Origin of the sequence: Lapillicoccus sp. (assembly GCF_025353065.1) — a bacterium.
Lineage (GTDB): Bacteria > Actinomycetota > Actinomycetes > Actinomycetales > Dermatophilaceae > Lapillicoccus.
Genome location: NZ_JANXRJ010000027.1, coordinates 1 through 17,998, shown reverse-complemented (window position 1 = coordinate 17,998; position 17,998 = coordinate 1). Strand labels below are relative to the sequence as shown.

At 71.8% G+C, this 17,998-nt stretch carries 16 protein-coding genes; 6 read left to right on the top strand and 10 right to left on the bottom strand.

Annotated features, from left to right (window positions below):
• Nucleotides 1–224 precede the first annotated feature (224 nt).
• The gene (locus tag Q0R63_RS02035; RefSeq protein WP_295693242.1) at nucleotides 225–815 is read right to left on the bottom strand and encodes a WecB/TagA/CpsF family glycosyltransferase; all 591 of its coding nucleotides are present in this window, start codon (nucleotides 813–815) and stop codon (nucleotides 225–227) included.
• A gap of 211 nt (nucleotides 816–1,026) precedes the next feature.
• On the opposite strand from Q0R63_RS02035, the gene Q0R63_RS02030 reads away from it, so the two are divergent.
• From Q0R63_RS02030 to Q0R63_RS02020, 3 genes are all read left to right on the top strand, one after another.
• Entirely contained in the window at nucleotides 1,027–2,004 is a 978-nt protein-coding gene (locus Q0R63_RS02030; RefSeq protein WP_295693240.1) for a hypothetical protein, read from the top strand.
• Nucleotides 2,005–2,007: 3 nt separating this feature from the next.
• Nucleotides 2,008–3,189, top strand: a complete 1,182-nt coding sequence (locus Q0R63_RS02025; protein ID WP_295693238.1) for a SidA/IucD/PvdA family monooxygenase — start codon at nucleotides 2,008–2,010, stop codon at nucleotides 3,187–3,189.
• 345 nt (nucleotides 3,190–3,534) lie between these two features.
• Nucleotides 3,535–4,017: a DUF4870 domain-containing protein gene (locus tag Q0R63_RS02020; RefSeq protein WP_366521064.1), complete on the top strand. Its 483-nt coding sequence runs from the start codon at nucleotides 3,535–3,537 to the stop codon at nucleotides 4,015–4,017.
• A gap of 25 nt (nucleotides 4,018–4,042) precedes the next feature.
• Here Q0R63_RS02020 and Q0R63_RS02015 read toward each other — a convergent pair whose 3' ends face one another.
• From Q0R63_RS02015 to Q0R63_RS01995, 5 genes are all read right to left on the bottom strand, one after another.
• Nucleotides 4,043–5,602, bottom strand: coding sequence for an aminopeptidase P family protein (locus tag Q0R63_RS02015; protein ID WP_295693235.1), 1,560 nt, complete (start codon nucleotides 5,600–5,602; stop codon nucleotides 4,043–4,045).
• 68 nt (nucleotides 5,603–5,670) lie between these two features.
• Nucleotides 5,671–7,011: a hypothetical protein gene (locus Q0R63_RS02010; protein ID WP_295693233.1), complete on the bottom strand. Its 1,341-nt coding sequence runs from the start codon at nucleotides 7,009–7,011 to the stop codon at nucleotides 5,671–5,673.
• A 102-nt stretch (nucleotides 7,012–7,113) separates the two neighbouring features.
• Nucleotides 7,114–8,571: a hypothetical protein gene (locus Q0R63_RS02005; protein WP_295693231.1), complete on the bottom strand. Its 1,458-nt coding sequence runs from the start codon at nucleotides 8,569–8,571 to the stop codon at nucleotides 7,114–7,116.
• The gene (locus Q0R63_RS02000) at nucleotides 8,568–9,095 is read right to left on the bottom strand and encodes a SigE family RNA polymerase sigma factor (protein WP_295693229.1); all 528 of its coding nucleotides are present in this window, start codon (nucleotides 9,093–9,095) and stop codon (nucleotides 8,568–8,570) included. Before Q0R63_RS02000 ends, Q0R63_RS02005 begins: the two co-directional genes overlap by 4 nt.
• 150 nt (nucleotides 9,096–9,245) lie before the next feature.
• Complete coding sequence (locus Q0R63_RS01995; protein WP_295693227.1) at nucleotides 9,246–10,481, bottom strand: hypothetical protein; 1,236 nt, start codon at nucleotides 10,479–10,481, stop codon at nucleotides 9,246–9,248.
• Nucleotides 10,482–10,816: 335 nt separating this feature from the next.
• Here Q0R63_RS01995 and Q0R63_RS01990 point away from each other — a divergent pair, with 335 nt between their 5' ends.
• Complete coding sequence (locus Q0R63_RS01990) at nucleotides 10,817–12,265, top strand: DUF4082 domain-containing protein (RefSeq protein ID WP_295693224.1); 1,449 nt, start codon at nucleotides 10,817–10,819, stop codon at nucleotides 12,263–12,265.
• A 73-nt stretch (nucleotides 12,266–12,338) separates the two neighbouring features.
• On the opposite strand, the gene Q0R63_RS01985 is transcribed toward Q0R63_RS01990, so the two are convergent.
• Nucleotides 12,339–14,054, bottom strand: a complete 1,716-nt coding sequence (locus Q0R63_RS01985; protein WP_295693221.1) for a glycerol-3-phosphate dehydrogenase/oxidase — start codon at nucleotides 14,052–14,054, stop codon at nucleotides 12,339–12,341.
• Between the two features lie 37 nt (nucleotides 14,055–14,091).
• Between Q0R63_RS01985 and Q0R63_RS01980 the strand changes: the two genes are divergently transcribed.
• Complete coding sequence (locus tag Q0R63_RS01980) at nucleotides 14,092–15,552, top strand: threonine/serine exporter family protein (RefSeq protein WP_295693218.1); 1,461 nt, start codon at nucleotides 14,092–14,094, stop codon at nucleotides 15,550–15,552.
• 86 nt (nucleotides 15,553–15,638) lie between these two features.
• Here Q0R63_RS01980 and Q0R63_RS01975 read toward each other — a convergent pair whose 3' ends face one another.
• A complete protein-coding gene (locus tag Q0R63_RS01975; protein ID WP_295693216.1) occupies nucleotides 15,639–15,983 on the bottom strand; it encodes a hypothetical protein in 345 nt (114 codons plus the stop codon).
• Between the two features lie 58 nt (nucleotides 15,984–16,041).
• Between Q0R63_RS01975 and Q0R63_RS01970 the strand changes: the two genes are divergently transcribed.
• Complete coding sequence (locus tag Q0R63_RS01970; protein ID WP_295693213.1) at nucleotides 16,042–16,560, top strand: MaoC family dehydratase; 519 nt, start codon at nucleotides 16,042–16,044, stop codon at nucleotides 16,558–16,560.
• Nucleotides 16,561–16,566: 6 nt separating this feature from the next.
• On the opposite strand, the gene Q0R63_RS01965 is transcribed toward Q0R63_RS01970, so the two are convergent.
• Nucleotides 16,567–17,580, bottom strand: a complete 1,014-nt coding sequence (locus tag Q0R63_RS01965; RefSeq protein ID WP_295693212.1) for a hypothetical protein — start codon at nucleotides 17,578–17,580, stop codon at nucleotides 16,567–16,569.
• The coding region (locus tag Q0R63_RS01960; RefSeq protein WP_295693210.1) for a sigma-70 family RNA polymerase sigma factor at nucleotides 17,577–17,998 on the bottom strand (422 nt) is incomplete at its 5' end. The genes Q0R63_RS01965 and Q0R63_RS01960, both read right to left, overlap by 4 nt.

The window sequence follows — 17,998 nt, the reverse complement described above, 5'->3', positions numbered from 1 at the left end:
CCGGCATACCCGGCACTCGCACTGGCGCTGAAGCTCGCTGCTGATCGCTTCCGGGTCGGTGTCGATGTCCGTGTCTGGGTCATGGGCTCCCCTCCTTTCCTCTATCGAACACCTGTTCGACGAGAGAGTCAATACCCGTAGCGGACAACGGTATTGACCGTGGCACAACGTCTGCCTCACCCCTCCCACACGACCCATCCATCTCCCAAGTCACGTCTCTCCCACTAACTACGGACGTCGACGTCGATACCGCGGCGCGCCAGCAGCAACCACGAACGCGGTCCTTCGAGCAGGTAGCGGCGCCACAGCCGACGAGGTTCGCGGGCGAGACGGACGGCCCACTCCAACCCGTGGCGGCGGGCCCACCGGGGAGGGCGCCGGGCGGTGCCGGCGACGTAGTCTGCGGCCGAGCCGAAGGCCAGCAGCAACCCGGCGTTGCTCGCTCTGCCGTGATCGCGCATCCACACCTCCTGCCGCGGCTTACCCAGACAGATCACGACCACATCGGCATCACGGTCGGCCACCCAGCGAGCCAGTTCGGCACCCGATCCCGGCTGGTCCAGCCACGACCAGTCCACCCGCCTCGTGCCCCCGTCGCGCACCCCGGGGTAGTCGGCGGCCAGCACGATGGACCAGGCTCGGCGCAGGTCGTCGCTGCCGCCGACGAGGACGACCCGGGAACCGACCTCGTCGATTCGCTCGAGGATTGCTGGCAGCAGCTCGCTGCCCGGATGCAGCTCGGCCGCCCCGGGTCCCAACGCCTGCCGCACGGCTCTGCCGACCGGCCGCCCGTCGAGCAGGGTGAGCCACTCCATCCCATCCACCACCCCGGTCGGCAACGGTGGGTCGCGACGCCCGAAATGGTGCAGATGGTCGAGATTCGCCGAGGCGACAGCCAGCCGACCGTCACCATCAACCGCGGACCGGAGCCGGTCAAGGGCCGTGTCCCGGCTCATCAGATCCACCCGCACCGACCCGATCCGCACGGAGCGACACCCGGAAACACCATCGTTGTACAGTCCGCGCATGGGTGTCGACTCGCTCTCGCGCTGGGTGGCGTCGACGGAGTTTAACGCTGACGACGGGCACTGCCTGAGCTGGTCCAACCCCGCGCATCGGGGCTATGCCTACCCCGAGATGAGCGGGTTGCTGCTCAGCTTTCTGTGCCGATCGGGCGACGATCCGGGACGTGCCGAGGAGCTGCACCGAGCGCTGTCCGTGGGCGCCGACGGGGACGGTGTGCGGCGGGGCTCGTTGACCTACGTCTTCGACACGGCCATGGCCCTCCGCGGTCTTCTCGACTACCGCGACGACAGCGAGCTGCTCGAGCCGCCTGTACTCGGCTGGACGGCGATGTTGGTCCACGCCGTGTCGACCGGTCGCGGGACCGAACCGGCTGAGGAGCTGTCGACGCACACCCGGTGGAGCATGGCCTTCGGCGCTCATCAGGCCAAGATCGCCCATGCCCTCGCGGCCGCAGTCCGGCGCGGGCTGCCGTCCACCGGGATCAGGGCTTGCCTGGACCAGCTGCGCGACCGCACCCTGGCGCTGCAGGACGAACACGGCCGGTTCCGCATCCATGCCGCTTCGCGGATGACCTATCTGCACGCACACTGCTATGCGCTCGAGGGCTTGCTGGTGGTGGGCGAGCAGGATCCGGGTCTGGCCACCGCGATCGACCTCGGCGTCGACTGGTTGGCGCGGACACAGGGTGTGAGCGGCGGCTGGCGCGCATGGCACGACGGCGACGAGGCCAGCGGGCCTGAGCGCACCGACGCCACCGCACAGGCGGTCCGGCTGATGCGGCTGACCGACGAGAACCGCTACCGACGCGTGATCGACGCGGCCCGGGCTTTTCTGGTGCGCACCCAGGGCCATCACCAGGGTGTTCCCTACGAGCCGGGCTCGGCGGACATCAACGCGTGGTCGACGCTGTTCACGGCACAGGCGCTCGCCCCGCAGGGGCACCCGGTGTGCCCCACCCGTGCGACAGACCTGGTCTGATCCATGACCACGATCACGTCCGCAACGCCGACAGCCGCGCACCACGCCGGGTCGACCCCGGCCTCCACCGACCTGCTTGTCGCCGGGCTCGGTCCGGCGGGCACGGCCCTGTTGAGCGCGGCGCGGGAGGCGGGCGAGCTGGACAGGTGGCTGGATCGGGGGCTGGTCGTCGTCGATCCCGACGGCGACGGGTCGGGGCAGCTCGGCGGCTACGCGGTCCGCTCGGACACGACCGGCCGGGTGTTTGCCGAGGTCGGGCGGGCCGCCCTGCGCACACCCACGGCGGACGAGGCGATGCTGCTGGCCCGCTGCGACGACGACGAGCCCCTCCCCCTCCGAGTCGCCGCGCAGCTGCTGGCCATGGCGGCCCGACCGACGCTGAGCGCCGTCGCGCAGGCGCTGGTCGTCGGCGCGGTCACCAGCGTGACGCCCGGTCCGGAGGGAGCGAAGGTGACGATCGCCACCGCCGCCGGGCCGCAGTCGGTCGCTGCCCGAAACGTGGTCATCGCCTGCGGGGGACGTGCGTGGATGCCCGCAGAGCTCTCCGGGCTCGGCGGCGCTGTCGTGCACAGCGATGCGGTGATCCGCGGCAACGTGGCCGCTCGGGGTCACGTCCTGGTCGTCGGGGGATCGCACAGCGCGTTCTCGGCGGCACGGGTCCTTCTGGAGGGGGGTGAGGTCGACCGGGTGACCATCGCCCATCGCTCCCCGATCCGGGTCACTTATGCCGACGCGGCTGCGGCGGCCGCCGATGGATGCCGATTCGGCCCACGGGACGTCTGTCCGGCGACCGGACGGGTATTCCGGTTCGGGGGCCTACGAAACGACTCGGCCGCGCTGTACCGCGCGATCCGCGACGGCGCCGAGACCCGGGTCGAGCTCACGACGACACCGGTGAGCAAGCTGGTCGTATCCGCCGACCTGGTCGTCGCCGCGACCGGCTACGCAGAGCGGGTCGGGAGCCTGCTGCCACGCGGAGGTGGGACGTGCACGTTCGACACCGATGCGGCCCTGCACCAGGGTGGACGGTTGGTGGCAGGAGTGTTCGGCCTGGGACTGGGCTCCGGTCGGCGCCGGGACACCGCCACCGGGGGCGAGCCGTCGTTCACCTCGACCATCGACGGCGTGTGGTTCTACCGCAATGTCGCCGCGCCTGCGATGCTCGAGCGGATCAGCTCGACCTGAGGCCCAGCAGATGGGCACCGGGCCACTGGGCGCGAGTGGAACGGGACGAGAAGCGGCTCGGGGCACGAGCGCTGGGGGTGGGAGTCGAGCTGCACTATCGCGCTGCGCCCCTTGAGGAGCTGATCGAGCGAGCCGCACGGCGCACGGGCGTGAGGCGCGTGGACCGCCTCACCCATGACACGGGCTCATTTCGAGGAGTGGGCGAGGATCTTCCAACCTCCTGACGAGGAGGAGCTCAGGTTGTTCGACAAGCCGGTCTCCGAAGATCGATCCCGTCGGACGTGATGTGCAGGAAGATGGACGGGTGACCCAGATGCCTCAGGACCGTCCCGTCGCACCCCCGGGCTGGTATGCCGACGGCCAGGCCAACTGCGGTGGTGGGACGGACGCGCGTGGACGGCAGCGCGCATCGTCACTGGCAACGCCGTCAGCAGCGGCGGCGCGCAGGACAGCGGCAACGTCGACCGGACGTGGGCGGTCCTGTCCCATCTCAGCTTCTTCGTCCTCCCCCTCGTCGCCGTCATCGTCATCCGCCTGACGGTGGGCAAGCAGGCGGCACTGGTCCGGCACCACTCGAGCGAGGCGCTGAACGCCCAGATCTGCTTCGGCGTCCTCTGGAACGTCTTCGGGGGGATCTACCTGGCCGCCCTCCTCACCCGTCCGCAGGACCCACCCTTCGCCGTGCTCTTCACCGTCTTCATCCTGATGCTCCTGACCGCCGCCGGCTCCACGGTGATGAGCATCATCGGGGCGGTGCAGGCGTCGCAGGGCCGGTTCTGGCGCTACCCCGTGCTGTGGCGCCCGGTCCGCGGCGCTGTCCGACCCTGACCAATCGCCAGGCCCTGACCAACTCTCAGGCCCGGAGCCGCGCGATCCACGCCTCGACGTCGTCGGCCGACCGGGGCAGGGCGGCGGACAGGTTCTCGTAGCCGTCCGCGGTGACGAGGATGTCGTCCTCGATGCGGACGCCGGTGCCACGGAACTCGGGGGGGACCAGCTCGTCGTCGGCCTTGAAGTAGAGGCCCGGCTCGACCGTGAGGATCATCCCGGCCTTCAGCTCGGCGTCGGAGTAGTCCGCACGGGTGGCGAGGGCGCAGTCGTGGACGTCGAGGCCGAGGTGGTGGCTGGTGCCGTGGACCATCCAGCGACGGTGGTGCTGGCCGTGCTCCTTGTCCAGCGACGCCTCGACGTCGATGCCCTCGGGCAGGAAGCCCCACTCGTGGAGGTGCTCGGCGATGACTCGGATCGCGGCGTAGTGGACGTCGGAGAACTTCACCCCCGGACGGATGACGGCCATGGCTGCCTCCTGCGCGGCATACACGGCGTCGTAGATGCGGCGCTGGGTCTCGCCGAAGGTGCCGTCGACCGGGAGGGTGCGGGTGATGTCGGCGGTGTAGAGGGCATCGACCTCGACGCCCGCGTCGAGGAGGAGCAGCTCGCCCTCGTTGACCTCGCCGGTGTTCTTGATCCAGTGCAGGGTGGTCGCGTGGTTGCCGCTCGCGCAGATGGAGTCGTAGCCGACGCCGTTGCCCTCGTGGCGGGCGTGGAGGCCGAACAGCCCCTCGACCCAACGTTCCCCGCGGTCCTTGACCACGGCGTCGTGCACGTGCGCGATGACCTCGTCGAAGCCCAGGTGCGTCGCGGCGACCGCCGCGCGCATCTGCGCGATCTCCCACTCGTCCTTGACGAGACGCAACGTCGAGAGGAATGCCGCGAGCTCCTCGTCGAGGTCGACCGCGGTGGTCTCGGTTCCCTGCGACGACTCCTCCACGGTCACCTCGGACGACTTCTCCTCAGCCGCCGGCCGCACGTCCACCGAGGCGGTGGCGCGGGCCGCGTCGACGAGCGCGGCGACCTCGGGATCGGCGTCCCGGACCACCCGGACGGTGAGGTGTCCGGCATCCTTGCCGACCGCGTCCTTGAGCTCGTCGATGTGCCGCGCGGTGAGACCGAACTCGGCCTCGACGTCCGCGAGCGTCGGGCGCGCCCCGACCCAGAACTCGCCGTAGCGGCTGTCGGAGAAGAACTCGTCGGAGTCGCGGCCGCCCCACGGACGGAAGTAGAGGACGGCCTCGTGCCCGCCACCGTCGGTCTGGTCGCGCGGCTCGAGCACGAGGACCGCGTCCGGCTCCTGGTCGCTGCCGAAGCCGGTGAGGTGAGCGAAGGCGGTGTGCGGGCGGAACACGTAGTCGGTGTCGTTGGACCGCACCTTGAAGCCGCCCGCCGGCACGACCAGGCGCTCGCCGGGGAAGCGCTCGCTCACGGCGTCGCGTCTCGCCCCCGCGAAGTCCGCGACGGGAGCCCGATCAGGGGTGCCCGACGGTCGGGGGCTCCACCCCGAGCTGATGAAGGACCTCAGCTCGTCGGTGATGGGACGGGCACGACTCTCGCTCTGCTGCTGCTCTTCGCTCACGGCTGACATCGTGCCACGGCCCGGCAGCCGGTATGCCGCGGGCGTCAGGGTGCGGTGCCGCGCGGGAGTCAGGCGGCGGCCCCGAGCACCACCGGCTGGCCGTGGAGTGCACCGGTGCCGGCCATCGGGCCGGCCAGGGGACGGCTCGCCCCGGTCACGAGGTCGTGGGCGACGAGGGAGACGAACTGCCCTCCGCCGCAGGTGCTCCCACCGTTCGAGACGGAGAGGAGGGCGGTGGCCCCGACGATCCCGAGGACGACGGGTCCGCCGACCGAGGTGCTCTTCTCCGGGAACGTCAGGGCGGTGACGCGACCGTCCGTGCGCACCAACGCGTAGCCGCCGTTGCCGCACCCGGTCCCGCGCTGGAGGATGACGCCCACGCTGCTGGGCCACGCGCCCACGAACCCGAACCCGGAGCGGCCGTCGGCGTTCTGCACCTCGGCCTGGGGCATCCGGGTGATCGGTCCGCCGGCCACCGGGACCGTGTAGAGGTCGGAGGACGAGCCGCCGCTCTCTGTGCCGTCGCAGGACACCAGGAGCTGCGTGCTCGTCCACATGGAGACCGGCCGGCAGGACGACGCTCCGGACGGGGTGGGGATCGTCCGCAGCGGCGTGCCCGTGACGTTGCTCAAGACGGTGACGCCCGTCGTCGTCTCGACGACGAGGCTCTGCCCGTCGGGCGGGCGCACCACGAAGATCGGGACACCCGACATGGAGTAGGTCAGCTGGAGCCGACCGTCGAGGCCGTAGCGCTGGAGGTGTGCTACCCCGTCGGCTCCGACCACCTTCCCGATCACGGCCGTGCCCTGGGGGCGAGAGAAGTGGCCGTACTCCATTCCCGTCGCGACCGTGCGGGCCACGCCCGTCTGCGCATCCCACACCTGCGTCACTGCCACGTGGGTCCGGCTGTCATAGCGGGTGATGAGGATGCGGCGGCCGTCGGGCGTCACGTCGGTGATGTAGTCGCCCGGCGCGGTGTTGCCGATCGCATAGCGAGCGCCTTCCGGGCTCACGAGGTAGAGGGTGCCGGCGGTTGCCCCCGGGTCGGTCTTGGTCGAGGTGGCGATCGGGACGAGGACGACGCCGGTCCAGGCCGATCCGACCTGGCCCCAGGGGATCTGGGCTCGGGTGTAGGTCCCTGCGGCCTGCCTCACGACGGCGGGGGAGGCACCCGAGGACGGGGTCGACGTCGTGGGGTTCGCGGTGAGAAGAGCGCTGGGCCCGGGAGAAGTCGCAGTGCTCGATGTCCGTGTGCTCGGCGTCTGGGTGCTCGGCGCACCGGTGCCGCAGGCCGCGAGCAGGACGCCGGCGGTCGCGGCGACCGCGATCTTCATGAGCGTCCGCGAACGTCGGCCGCGGGTGGTGGCGCTGTCGGTGCAAGGGCGGCTGATGACTGGTGAGACGTTCATGATGACTTCTTCGCTTGCTGTGCTCGTATACACCTGAGACGCCACACGGCGGCCCGAGGTTGTGTCACCGACGCGACGAATATCGGTGGGGTGGGCGGACGGCTAGCGGCCGGCGTCGAGGGTGACGCTGCTCATCACGCTGCCCGCGTTGGCTCCCGGACCGAGCAGGGGGTATGCCGCGTGCGCGACGAGGTCGTAGGCCAGCAGCGACGCTCCGGGTCGGTCGCACCCCCGCAGGGTGAGGAAGGCGAAACGCCCCTCGACCGCCAGCGGCACGACGCCGGTGGCCGTCCCGAGCGCGGCGGGGAGGGCGGGGGTGAACGGCGTGGGTGTGCTGTCCGGGCCGGCCGAGAGGCTCACCGCCGCCGTGGTGCAGTCGAGTCCGTCGACGGGCCGCTGGAGGACGAGCACGCCCACGGGAGTGGGCCATCCGGCCGCCGCCCCGGTCTCAGCACCGCTGCCGGCGCTCCCGGCGCTGCCGGCGCCGGCGAGGTGGCTGCGACGCTCGGCCGGGGCCCCGGAGACGGGGAAGGTCCACAGGTCGGACGTCGTCCCGCCTGCCCCGTCGCAGCGGGCGAGCAGGATCCCGCCCGACCACCAGCTGACCGGCGAGCAGGTGACGGTGCCCTGAGGGAGGGGGTAGCTGCGCACCAGCGTGCCCTGGGCATTGCCGATGAGGGCCATGCCGCTCACCGTCGGCACGACGAAGTCGAGCCCGTCGGGGGTCCCCAGCGGGCCCACGCGGTCGACGGACAGCGGGGCCCGCAGTCCCGGGATCGCGGCATACCGCAGCTGGAGCGTGCCGTCGAGGGCACGTCGCTCGATGACCGGTCGCTGCGTCGCGACCTCGACGTACTCGACGAGCAGCGCCATGCCCGCGGGCTTGGTGTAGCGCACGGACGTCGAGACCGGGGCCACGTCGGACGCGAGCGGGACGGGGTGGCTGGTGCCGGTGGGGACGTCCCACTCGCTGATCGACGGCGGCAGGGGTGCCGTGGCCGTCCCTGCGCCCTGCGCCGACGTGAGGATCCGTCGGCCGTCGGGCGACACGTCGACGACGGTCGTCGAGCGGGAGACCTGCGCCACCGCGTAGCGCACGCCCGAGGGGCTCACCAGATAGAGCGTCGCGGCGGTCGCGGCCGGGTCGGTCGCCGCCCACGTCGCAGCCGTCCAGCCCTGCCCGACGGTGGCCCACGGGATCTCGGCGCGCGGCCTCTCGGTCGGGGCGACCCCGGCGACGGGGGTCGACTCCACGGTCCGGCCGGCCGGCGGCGGGGCGGGTGTGTCGACGTGGCGGAGACCGGCCACGGCGACGCCGCCGACGACGAGGACGGCTGCGGCCACTGCGGCGAGGGTCGCGACGGGGGACCTGCGAAGGCGTCGACTGCCTCGCGTCCGGCCGAAGATGTCGGTCGGCTCGGCGTCCTCACCGGATCGGGCGACCTCCCGCGCGACGTCCCCCCAGGTGTGGGTCAGGTCGCGCGCGGTCACCTCCTCAGCCCGGGCGTGCAGGGCACGGCGGAGTCGCTGCTCGCGAATCTCGTTGTCATCGTTGTTCATCGGTACTCCTCGAGGATCTTCTCGAGCTTGTCGAGAGCCCGGCTGGCGGTGGACTTCACGGTGCCCTCGGAGATCCCGAGCGCTTCGGCGATCTGCCGTTGACTGAGATCGGACCAGTAGCGCAGGACGAGCACCTCGCGCTGCCGGTCGGGAAGGGCCTGGACGGCTCGGAAGACCGCACTGCCGGTCTCCCGGCGCATCAGGTCGCGGTCGGCGGGTGCGGCATCGGGTGGGGCGATGGCGCGGCTGAGGAAGCTGCGGACGGTGCGGCGTCGGCGCAGGGTCGAGCGAGCGCCGTTGACCACCGAGACGCGGAGGTAGCCGAGAGCGGCGCCCGGGTCCTTGATCCGGGACTGCCCACGGTGCAGGGCGATGAAGGCGTCCTGCACCACGTCCTCCGCGATAGCGACGTCGTCGACGAGCAGGACCGCCAGCCGCACGAGCGCGAGGCGGTGCGCGGCATACAGGGTCTCGACGTCGATCCTGGCGTCGGGGTGACGCACGCTCTCGCTACGGTCCGGCATGCCTGCCCTTCGGCATTCGGGCGCGGGTGTCGCGCCGGCAGTCACGAGCATTCTCATATGGGGTGGACGCCCGAAGGGCGCGGTGGTTGCGCCCGGGGCGAAGGTTCGTCGGACCGGATCGTCGCAGATCGGACCGCATTCACGCAGGGCTCAGTCGTCCCGGCCGATGGTCACCGCCGAGACGACGGTGCCACCGTCCACCCCAGCGCCCGTCAGAGCGTGCGCCGCGCCACCCGCGAGGTCGCCGACGACGAGGGCAGAGGGTCTCCCGCAGGCGCCGACCAGCAGGTAGGCCCTGCGGTCCAGGACGGCGAGCGGGAAGACGGGGGTGGTGGTGGCCCCCTCGAAAGTGACCGGGGTCCGGGCGCCGTCCGGGGTCACGTCCTGCAGGGCCGAGGCGGGACACGGGTCCGAGGCGCGGGTCCCCTCCCTCGCGACCGTGCCGATGTCGGTGTCCCACGCGTCGACGAAGCCCACCGACATCGACCCGTCGGCGGTGGTTAGGCGCTTCGCCGGGGACCCGTCGACAGGGAAGGCCCAGACGTCGGAGACGGGACCCACCACGCTGGGTGCCCCGGGCAGGCCGCCTCCACCGGAGGCGTCGCACCGGACCCGGGCCACCCCGGGAGCCCACCACCCGCGCGGCGAGCAGGAGGCGGTGCCGAGCGGGAGGGGGAACCGTCGGACGAGAGCCCCGACCTGCGTGTCGACGAGGGACATCCCGGTGGTCGTCGACAGCAGCAGGTCGCGTCCGTCGGGAGTGGGGACGGGGAGGGCTGACCCGTTTGTCGAGGCGTCTGGGCCCGTCGTAGCGGCGTCAGAGCCTACGGTCACGGCGTCAGGGATCGACGGGAACCGTTGCTGCAGTATGCCGTCCAGCCCTCGCCGTTCGAGGACCACGCCCGCGGTGCCCGCCCCGGTATAGCTCACCAGGAGCGCGTCGGCAGACGGGCGGGTGTAGCGGACGGCCGAGGTGCCCACGCCCGGCGCCGAGACGCCCTGCGCCAGCGCGATGGTGTGCGAGGTGCCTCTCGCGACGTCCCACTCGACGACGGACGACGCCGGCTGGCCGCCGGTCGAGACGAGGATGCGTCGCCCGTCCGGGGAGACGTCGAGGACCCTGCCGCCGAGGACGTCGCCGACCCGGTATCGGGCGCCCGACGGGCTGACGAGGTAGAGCCCGCGCCGCTGGTAGCCGGCGTCGATGTCCTGCACCGTCTGCCAGATCAGGGCGGTCCACCCCGGGCCGACGGTGCCCCACGGCAGCGACGCCACCGGGGCGTCGTGGGGCCCGATGGCCGCCGGTGGAGTGGTCTGCTCTCTGCCCCTGCCGGTCGCGACGCCCACGACGACACTCGCGACGACGACCACGACGACTGCCGCCACGAGCAGGACGATCCGGCGGCGGTAGCGGGTTGATAGCTCTCGCAATGGGTTTCGCCGGGGTCTCTCCGGGCGGCGAGGCCGGATCGGGCGCCCGGTGAAGATGTCGACCGGGCCGTCCGCGTCGGCACGATCGCCGGGGGAGCGGGGAGAGCGGGGGGCCGCGGGCGTCACCCCCCTATCAAACCCTTTCTCCCCGTTCGTTCGTCACTGTGCGGCCAACTTCCGGCATTTGGCCGACCTGGGTTCCTCGTGAGCGCTAGCGTGCCGAGCACGCCTGGCAGGGCGACCACCTCGCGGATCTGTGTGCAACAGTCCGTGGTCAGCAGGAGACATCGATGCCCACCTCTCCCGTTCTCCGACGCCCCGGCGTCCCCGTCTCCCCGCGAACGAGTGAGGGCCACCCGCCCCGCTGGACCGGCCGGCCCGGCGGACACCTCGTCCGCGCCGTGCTCGTGGCACTCGTCGTCGCACTCGGCATGGTCGGACTGGCCGTGCCCGCACAGGCCGCGACCTGTCCCTGCAGCCTCTGGTCGGACTCCGACGTGCCGGCGGTCGTCGACGCCGGCGACCCGGCCGCCGTCGAGCTCGGCCTGCACTTCACCGTCGACGTGGCGAGCCCGGCGGTGGGGCTGCGCTTCTACAAGGCCGACGCCAACACCGGTGTGCACGTCGGGAGCCTCTGGACGGCCGACGGCCAGCTTCTCGCGCGGACGACCTTCGCCGGCGAGTCCGCCAACGGGTGGCAGCAGGTCACCTTCGACGCGCCGGTCCAGCTGGCCGCGGCCACGGTCTACGTCGTCTCCTACCACACCAACGTCGGGCACTACTCCGTCGATCCGCAGGCCTTCAGCACCACGGGCCGGGACAACGGCATCCTGCACGCCCCGGGAGGCACCGCGGGCGTGCCGAACGGGATCTTCGCCTACAGCCCCGACCCGACGTTCCCCACCGGGACGTTCAACGGCAACAACTACTGGGTCGACCCGGTCATCGGCACCAACGCCCCGGTCCTCACCGGGATCGTCGTCACCCCGCCGTCGGCCAGCATCATGGTCGGCGCCCAGGCGACCCTGACCGCGACCGGGTCCTACTCGGACGGCAGCACCGCCGACGTGACCGGGCAGGTGACGTGGACCTCTGGTGCCCCGACGGTGGCGACCGTCTCTGCGGCAGGTGTCGTCACCGGAACCGGAGCCGGCACGGCGTCGGTCACCGCGACGCTCGGGTCCTCCTCTGCCACCAGCGTCCTCACGGTCCGCCGGGTCACCGCCGTCGCCATCGGCGGCGCCCCGGCCACCTTGGCCAAGGGCCTGACGAAGCAGCTGTCCGCCACCGCCACCCTTTCCGACGGCACCACCGTGGACGTCACCTCGACAGCCACGTGGGCGAGCGCCAAGCCGTCCGTGGCGACCGTCTCCGCCACCGGGCTCGTCACGGCGACCGGAGTCGGTTCGGCAGCCGTCTCGGCGAGCTACGGCGGCGCGAGCACCTCGGCGACGGTCACCGTGACCGCCGCGACCCTCGTCGGCCTGACGGTCACCCCGGTCGCCCCGACGATCGGCCGGCTCGGATCCGTCTTCCTCACGGCGACGGCCCGTTACTCCGACGGCACCCTGACCAACGTCACGGGACAGGCGCAGTGGTCGTCGTCCAGCTTCCTGCTCGCCAGCGTCGCGAACTTCCTCACGCCGGGCCGGGTGCAGGCGTTCCTGTTCACCGGCACGGTGCAGATCACGGCCGGCTACGGCGGCCTGCAGACCCGGGTTCCGGTAACGATCCGGTAGGCCGGTGGCCAACCCCCCAGGGACAGCACCACCGGCGTGGTCCCTGCGGGCCGGGTCAGCCGTTGATGTCGGGTCAGCCGTTGATGTCGGGAGCCATCAGCCGGGCCCCGTCGGCGGCCCGGTCGTCCGGCATGGTCTGGGAGACCCGCTCGGCCTCCACGCGCTGGGCATAGTGCTCGACCTCGCTGTCGATGCCGGCCGCGTCCCAGCCGAGGACCGGGGCGACGAGCTCGGCGGCCGTCCTCGAGGCGCCGACGGCGCGGTCCCAGGACTCGATCGACAGTCGGGTGCGGCGGGCGAGGATGTCGTCGAGGTGCAGCGCGCCCTCGTGCGACGCGGCATACACGATCTCGGCCTTGAGGTAGTCCTCGCCGCCGGGCAGCGGCTGGCCGAGCTCGGCGTCGTCAGCGATGAGCGCGAGCACCTCGCTGGTGAGGACGCCGTGGCGCAGCAGCATCTTCTCGATGCGCTCGACGTGGACCCCGGACTCGCGGGCCATCGCGGCGCGACGGTTCCAGACGGCCTGGAAGCCGACGGCGCCGACCATGGGGATGTCCTGCGTCGTCGACTCGGGGACGGACCCGCCGAGGGTGCGCGCGGTCTCGTCGATGGCGTCCTTGGCCATCACGCGGTAGGTCGTGTACTTTCCGCCCGCGACGACGACCAGGCCGGGGGTCGGGTGGTTGACGACGTGCTCGCGGGAGAGCTTGCTCGTCTCGTCGCTCTCGCCGGCGAGCAGCGGCCGCAGCCCGGCATACACACCCTCGACGTCGGCCTGGGTGAGGTGTGTCGTGAGGAAGCGGTTGACGTGGTCGAGCAGGTAGGTGATGTCGGCGCTGGTGGCGGCCGGGTGGGCCTTGTCGAGGCTCCAGTCGGTGTCCGTCGTGCCGATGATCCAGTGCCGGCCCCAGGGGATGACGAAGAGGACGGACTTCTCGGTGCGCAGGATGATGCCCGAGGTCGAGTGGATGCGGTCGCGCGGGACGACCAGGTGGATGCCCTTGGAGGCACGCACGTGGAACTGCCCGCGCTCGCCGATCATCGCCTGCGTCTCGTCGGTCCAGACCCCGGTCGAGTTGACGACCTGCCGGGCGTGGATCTCGAACTCGCGGCCGGTGATCTTGTCGACCGCGCGCACCCCGGTCACCCGCTCGCCCTGGCGGAGGAAGCCGACCGCGGCGACGCGCGACGCGACGTGCGCGCCGTAGGTCGCGGCGGTGCGAGCGAGCTCCATGGTGTGTCGGGCGTCGTCGACCTTGGCGTCGTAGTACTGCACCGCGCCGACGAGGGCCGACCGCTTCAGGGCCGGGGCGATCTTCAGCGCGCCACGGCGGGAGAGGTGCTTGTGCCACGGCAGCCCGGCCGCGTTGCCCGACCCGCGGGCCATCGAGTCGTAGAGGGTCAGCCCGGCCTCGACGTAGGGCCGCTCCCAGACCGCGTGCGTGAGGGGGTAGAGGAAGGGGACCGGCCGCACGAGGTGGGGGGCGAGGCGCGTCAGCAGCAGCCCGCGCTCCTGCAGCGCCTCGTGGACGAGCCGGAAGTCGAACATCTCGAGGTAGCGCAGCCCCCCGTGGATGAGCTTGCTCGACCGGCTCGAGGTGCCCGAGGCGAAGTCGCGGGCCTCGATGAGACCCGTCGTGAGCCCGCGGGTCACCGCGTCCAACGCGCACCCCGTGCCGACGACGCCCCCACCGATGACGAGCACGTCGAGCTCGATGCCCCGGCTCGTCGCCGCGAGGTCGTCGATGGCGGCCTGCCGCGAGGCGGGGGAGAGCGCGAGAGGGTTCACGAGTACAGGCTGTCACACGCTCTGGGAGACTGACCGGGTGACCGATGCCGACCCGCAGCGCCCCGGCCCGGCGGCCGACGGGGGCAACCGCGTCGCGCGGGAGTCGCCGCTGCGGGGCCGGACCCGCCATGCGCTCCGCCCGACCGATCCGCCGTCGGAGAGCATCCCCGTCGTCTGGACCGGGCCGGACGGCGTCGACCGCGAGACCGCGCTGTCGGTCATCGACCTCGCGATGCGCGCGGCAGTGGCCCTGCTGTCGACGGGGGCGGCCGCGGCCGACGTCGTCGGCACGGTGCTCCGGCTGACCGGCGTCTACGGCCTGCGTGGGGTCCACGTCGACATCACCTTCAGCTCCGTCGCGGTGTCCTACCACCGGGGGCCCGCGGTCGAGCCGGTGACGCTGCTGCGCGTCGTGCGCACCCGCTCCCAGGACTTCAGCCGGCTCGAGCGGCTGCGTGACCTGGTGCTCGAGCTCGACCGCAACCCCCTTCCCGTGGCGGAGGCGCGGCTGCGGTTCGACGCCGTCATCGAGGCCCCGCACCCCTATCGGCGGTGGGTCGGCACGCTCGCGGTGGCCGTCCTGGCCGCCGGGGCCGCCGCGATCGTCGGTGGTGGCGCGCTGATCATGGCGCTCAGCGCCCTGAGCGCGGCGCTCGTCGACCGGGTGCAGCACCGCCTGCGGCGCGTGGGCGTCGAGGCGTTCTTCACCCAGGCGATCGGGTCGGCCATCCCCACGCTCGTCGCGATCGGGGTCTCGCTGCTGCAGAGCGGGACCGGGATGCTGGGAGGAGTGGTCCCCTCGCTCGTCGTGGCGTCGGGGATCGTCGTGCTGCTCTCCGGGCTGTCCGTGGTCGGCTCGGCGCAGGACGCGATCGAGGGGTTCTACGTCACGGCCGGCGCCCGCGCCTTCGAGGTCGTCGTCCTCACGCTCGGCATCGTCGTCGGCATCACCGTCGTCCTGTCGCTCTTCAAGCGGTTCGGGGTCGTCATGACGATCAGCCCGGACGTCGTCTCCTCCACCAACGGGGTCGTGCAGGTCGTCGCGTCCGTCGTCATCTCCGCCGCCTTCGCCATCGTCTCGTATGCCGCGGGCACCACCGCAGTCGCGGCCGGCGTCGCCGGCGGGGCCGGGTGGGCGATCTACCTCGGGATGACCGCCCTGCAGGCCGGCCGGCCGACGGCCAGTGCCGTGGCCGCGTTCCTCGTCGGCGTGACCGCGCAGCTCGTGGCCCGCCGGCTGCGGCTGGCGGCCCTCGCGGTGATGACGGCGAGCATCGTCCCGTTGCTGCCGGGGTCGGTCGTCTACCGCGGCATCTTCCAGATCGTCTCCGACCCGTCCGGACCGGGGCTCTACGAGGGCCTCGCGACCTTGCTCGAGGCGGCCGGCGTCGGCATCGGGATCGCCGCGGGCGTGTCGCTCGGCACTTATGTCGCCCGGCTCGTGCAGGACTCGCGGTCGGGCCGGCAGCGGCGGCGGGCGCCGGGCGCGCAGAGCTGACCCTGCGGCATACCGGGGCTGGGGGAGCGTGACCTTGCTCGACCCGCTAGGCGTCCCCCGTACTGAGTCAAGTGCGCCCGCCCAGTTCAGGCGGCGGTGATGGTGAACTTGACCTCGGCGTCCTTGACGCTGGCACAGGTGATGGAGAGCTGCGCGAGAGCGATGGACTGGCCCTGGGTGCAGGTGCCGGTCTGGCCATGGATGTTGAGGGCGGCGGAGCCGCCGCTGGCGCCCTCGAAGACCACGATGACGCTGCCGTAGGGCGCCCGGACCTGGTTGGTCTTCAGGGTGATCGAGCTGCCCTTGCCGCCGAGGGTCACGTCGCACGAGCCGTTGGTGCAGGTCGCCGTCGAGGTGTTGCAGGCCGTCAGAGACACGACGACGAGAGCAGCGGAAGCGACGAGGGCGGACGTGCGGGTGACCGGGCGCATGCGACCATTCGACCACGGAGCAGTTCGACCCCCAGAACGTCGACGAGCAGGAGTTGGTATGCAGTTCGGGCGCAGCTACGAGGAGTTCGAGGTCGGGGCGGTCTACAAGCACTGGCCCGGCAAGACGGTGACGGAGTACGACGACCACCTCTTCTGCCTCCTGACGATGAACCACCACCCGCTGCATCTCGACGCCCACTTCGCGGAGGAGACGACCGACTTCGGGCGCAACGTCGTCGTCGGCAACTACGTCTACTCGCTGCTGCTCGGGATGTCGGTCCCCGACGTCTCCGGCAAGGCCATCGCGAACCTCGAGGTCGAGTCGCTGAAGCACGTCGCCCCGACCTTTCACGGCGACACGATCTACGGCGAGACGACCGTCCTCGACAAACGCGAGTCGGCGAGCAAGGACGACCGTGGCGTGGTCCACGTCGAGACCACGGGCTACAAGCAGGACGGCACCCTCGTCTGCATCTTCCGGCGGAAGGTCATGGTGCCGAAGCAGAGCTACCTCGACGCCCGCGGCGGCGAGCAGCCCGGCCGGCCGACACTGGTGGAGCCGGCGCCGAAGGGCTGACGGTCGTCACGGCAGGCGGTACTCCCGCTGGGTTCCTGAGCTGTCGCGGCACCTGACGGAGTCCGCGTGGCCGGTGCCATCGCGGAAGGTCAGATTGTGCAGTCCGAACTGGTACTGGCCGAGCTGGACGGTCGGGAGGGGCTGCTCCTGGCCGCTGGCGTCTCTGACGATGCAGCCGGTGCTCCCTCGGGGAACCCCGAGTCCTTGATGCACCCCGTCGCTGCTGCTGAAGCCTTGGGCCCACAGAACGTCGGGTGTCGTCACGATGTGGGAGAAGGACGTCACCCCGTGGGCACCGCAGTCGAGGCCGAGGTCTCGGTGGTCGGCCGATGACGTCGCCCAGCACCCCGATCCCAGGGGAGCGACAGTGCCCGGGCGGCCCTGTGCGTCGATGGGTCGATGTTGGAGATCACTCCACTGGATGCCCCGGAAGGTCGAGGCTCCCGCCCCGCTTCGCCCCAGGACGAAGGAGAACGCGGTCCATCCCACATGGGGGATGACGGCGGTGTTCGGTCCCATGCCCCCGCCAGCGTCCAGCTGCACCTGGGAGACGGAGGTGCTGGGGATGAGGCCGAGAACGACCTGACTTCCCGGGGAGGCCTTCCACGTCGCGAGGGGGTGGCGCAGGTCGATGACGGTCCGGGCGAACGTCTGGGGACCGGAGTCGGTCACGTGGACGAAGTCGACCTGCTGGTGCTCGCCGTCGGGGATGTGCACCACGACCATATAGTCCGTCTCCCCACCGCCCGAGACGGTCTGCGGCAGGGACCACGAGACGACACCCGCGACGTGAGAGGGGTCGGCCGGTTGTGGTGAGCTGAGCCGCAGCCCTCCACCGAAGAAGATGGATCCGGCGGCGACGACGGCGACGGCGGCGGCAACGAGCGCGGTGCCGACACGACGACGCCGCACGGTGCGGCGACCGCGCTCGAGAGCGGCATCGACGTCGAGCGCGGGGTAGGAGGAGGGGGCCGCGCGGTCGAGACGGGCGCGGAGGTCCTCGGGGGCCTGGTGGGTCATCGGGGGGTCCTCTCGACGGTCGTCTCGTGCTCGTTCGTCTCGCGCTCGTTCGCCCGGCCCTCGTGGGCCACCTCGCGAAGTGCCGCGAGCCCACGCGAGCCGAGGGACTTCACGGCGCCGACGCTGATGCCGAGCGCCTCGGCCGTGTCGCGCTCCGACAGGTCGGAGTAGAACCGCAGCACCACCACGCGCCGCTGGGCGTCGGGCAGTCCGGCCAGCCACCGGTGGATCTCGTCGCGGTCGTCGATGGCGGTCGACACCGGGGTGACGCGCTCGGGCAGGGTGTCGGTGACGATCTCGCGGCGGGTGCTGCGCCAGGCGTCAACCCGATGGTTGGCGAGGATGCGGCGGCTGTAGGCCATGGCGCCGCCCGCACGAATCTTCGGCCAGGCGACATACGTCTTGACCAGCGCCGCCT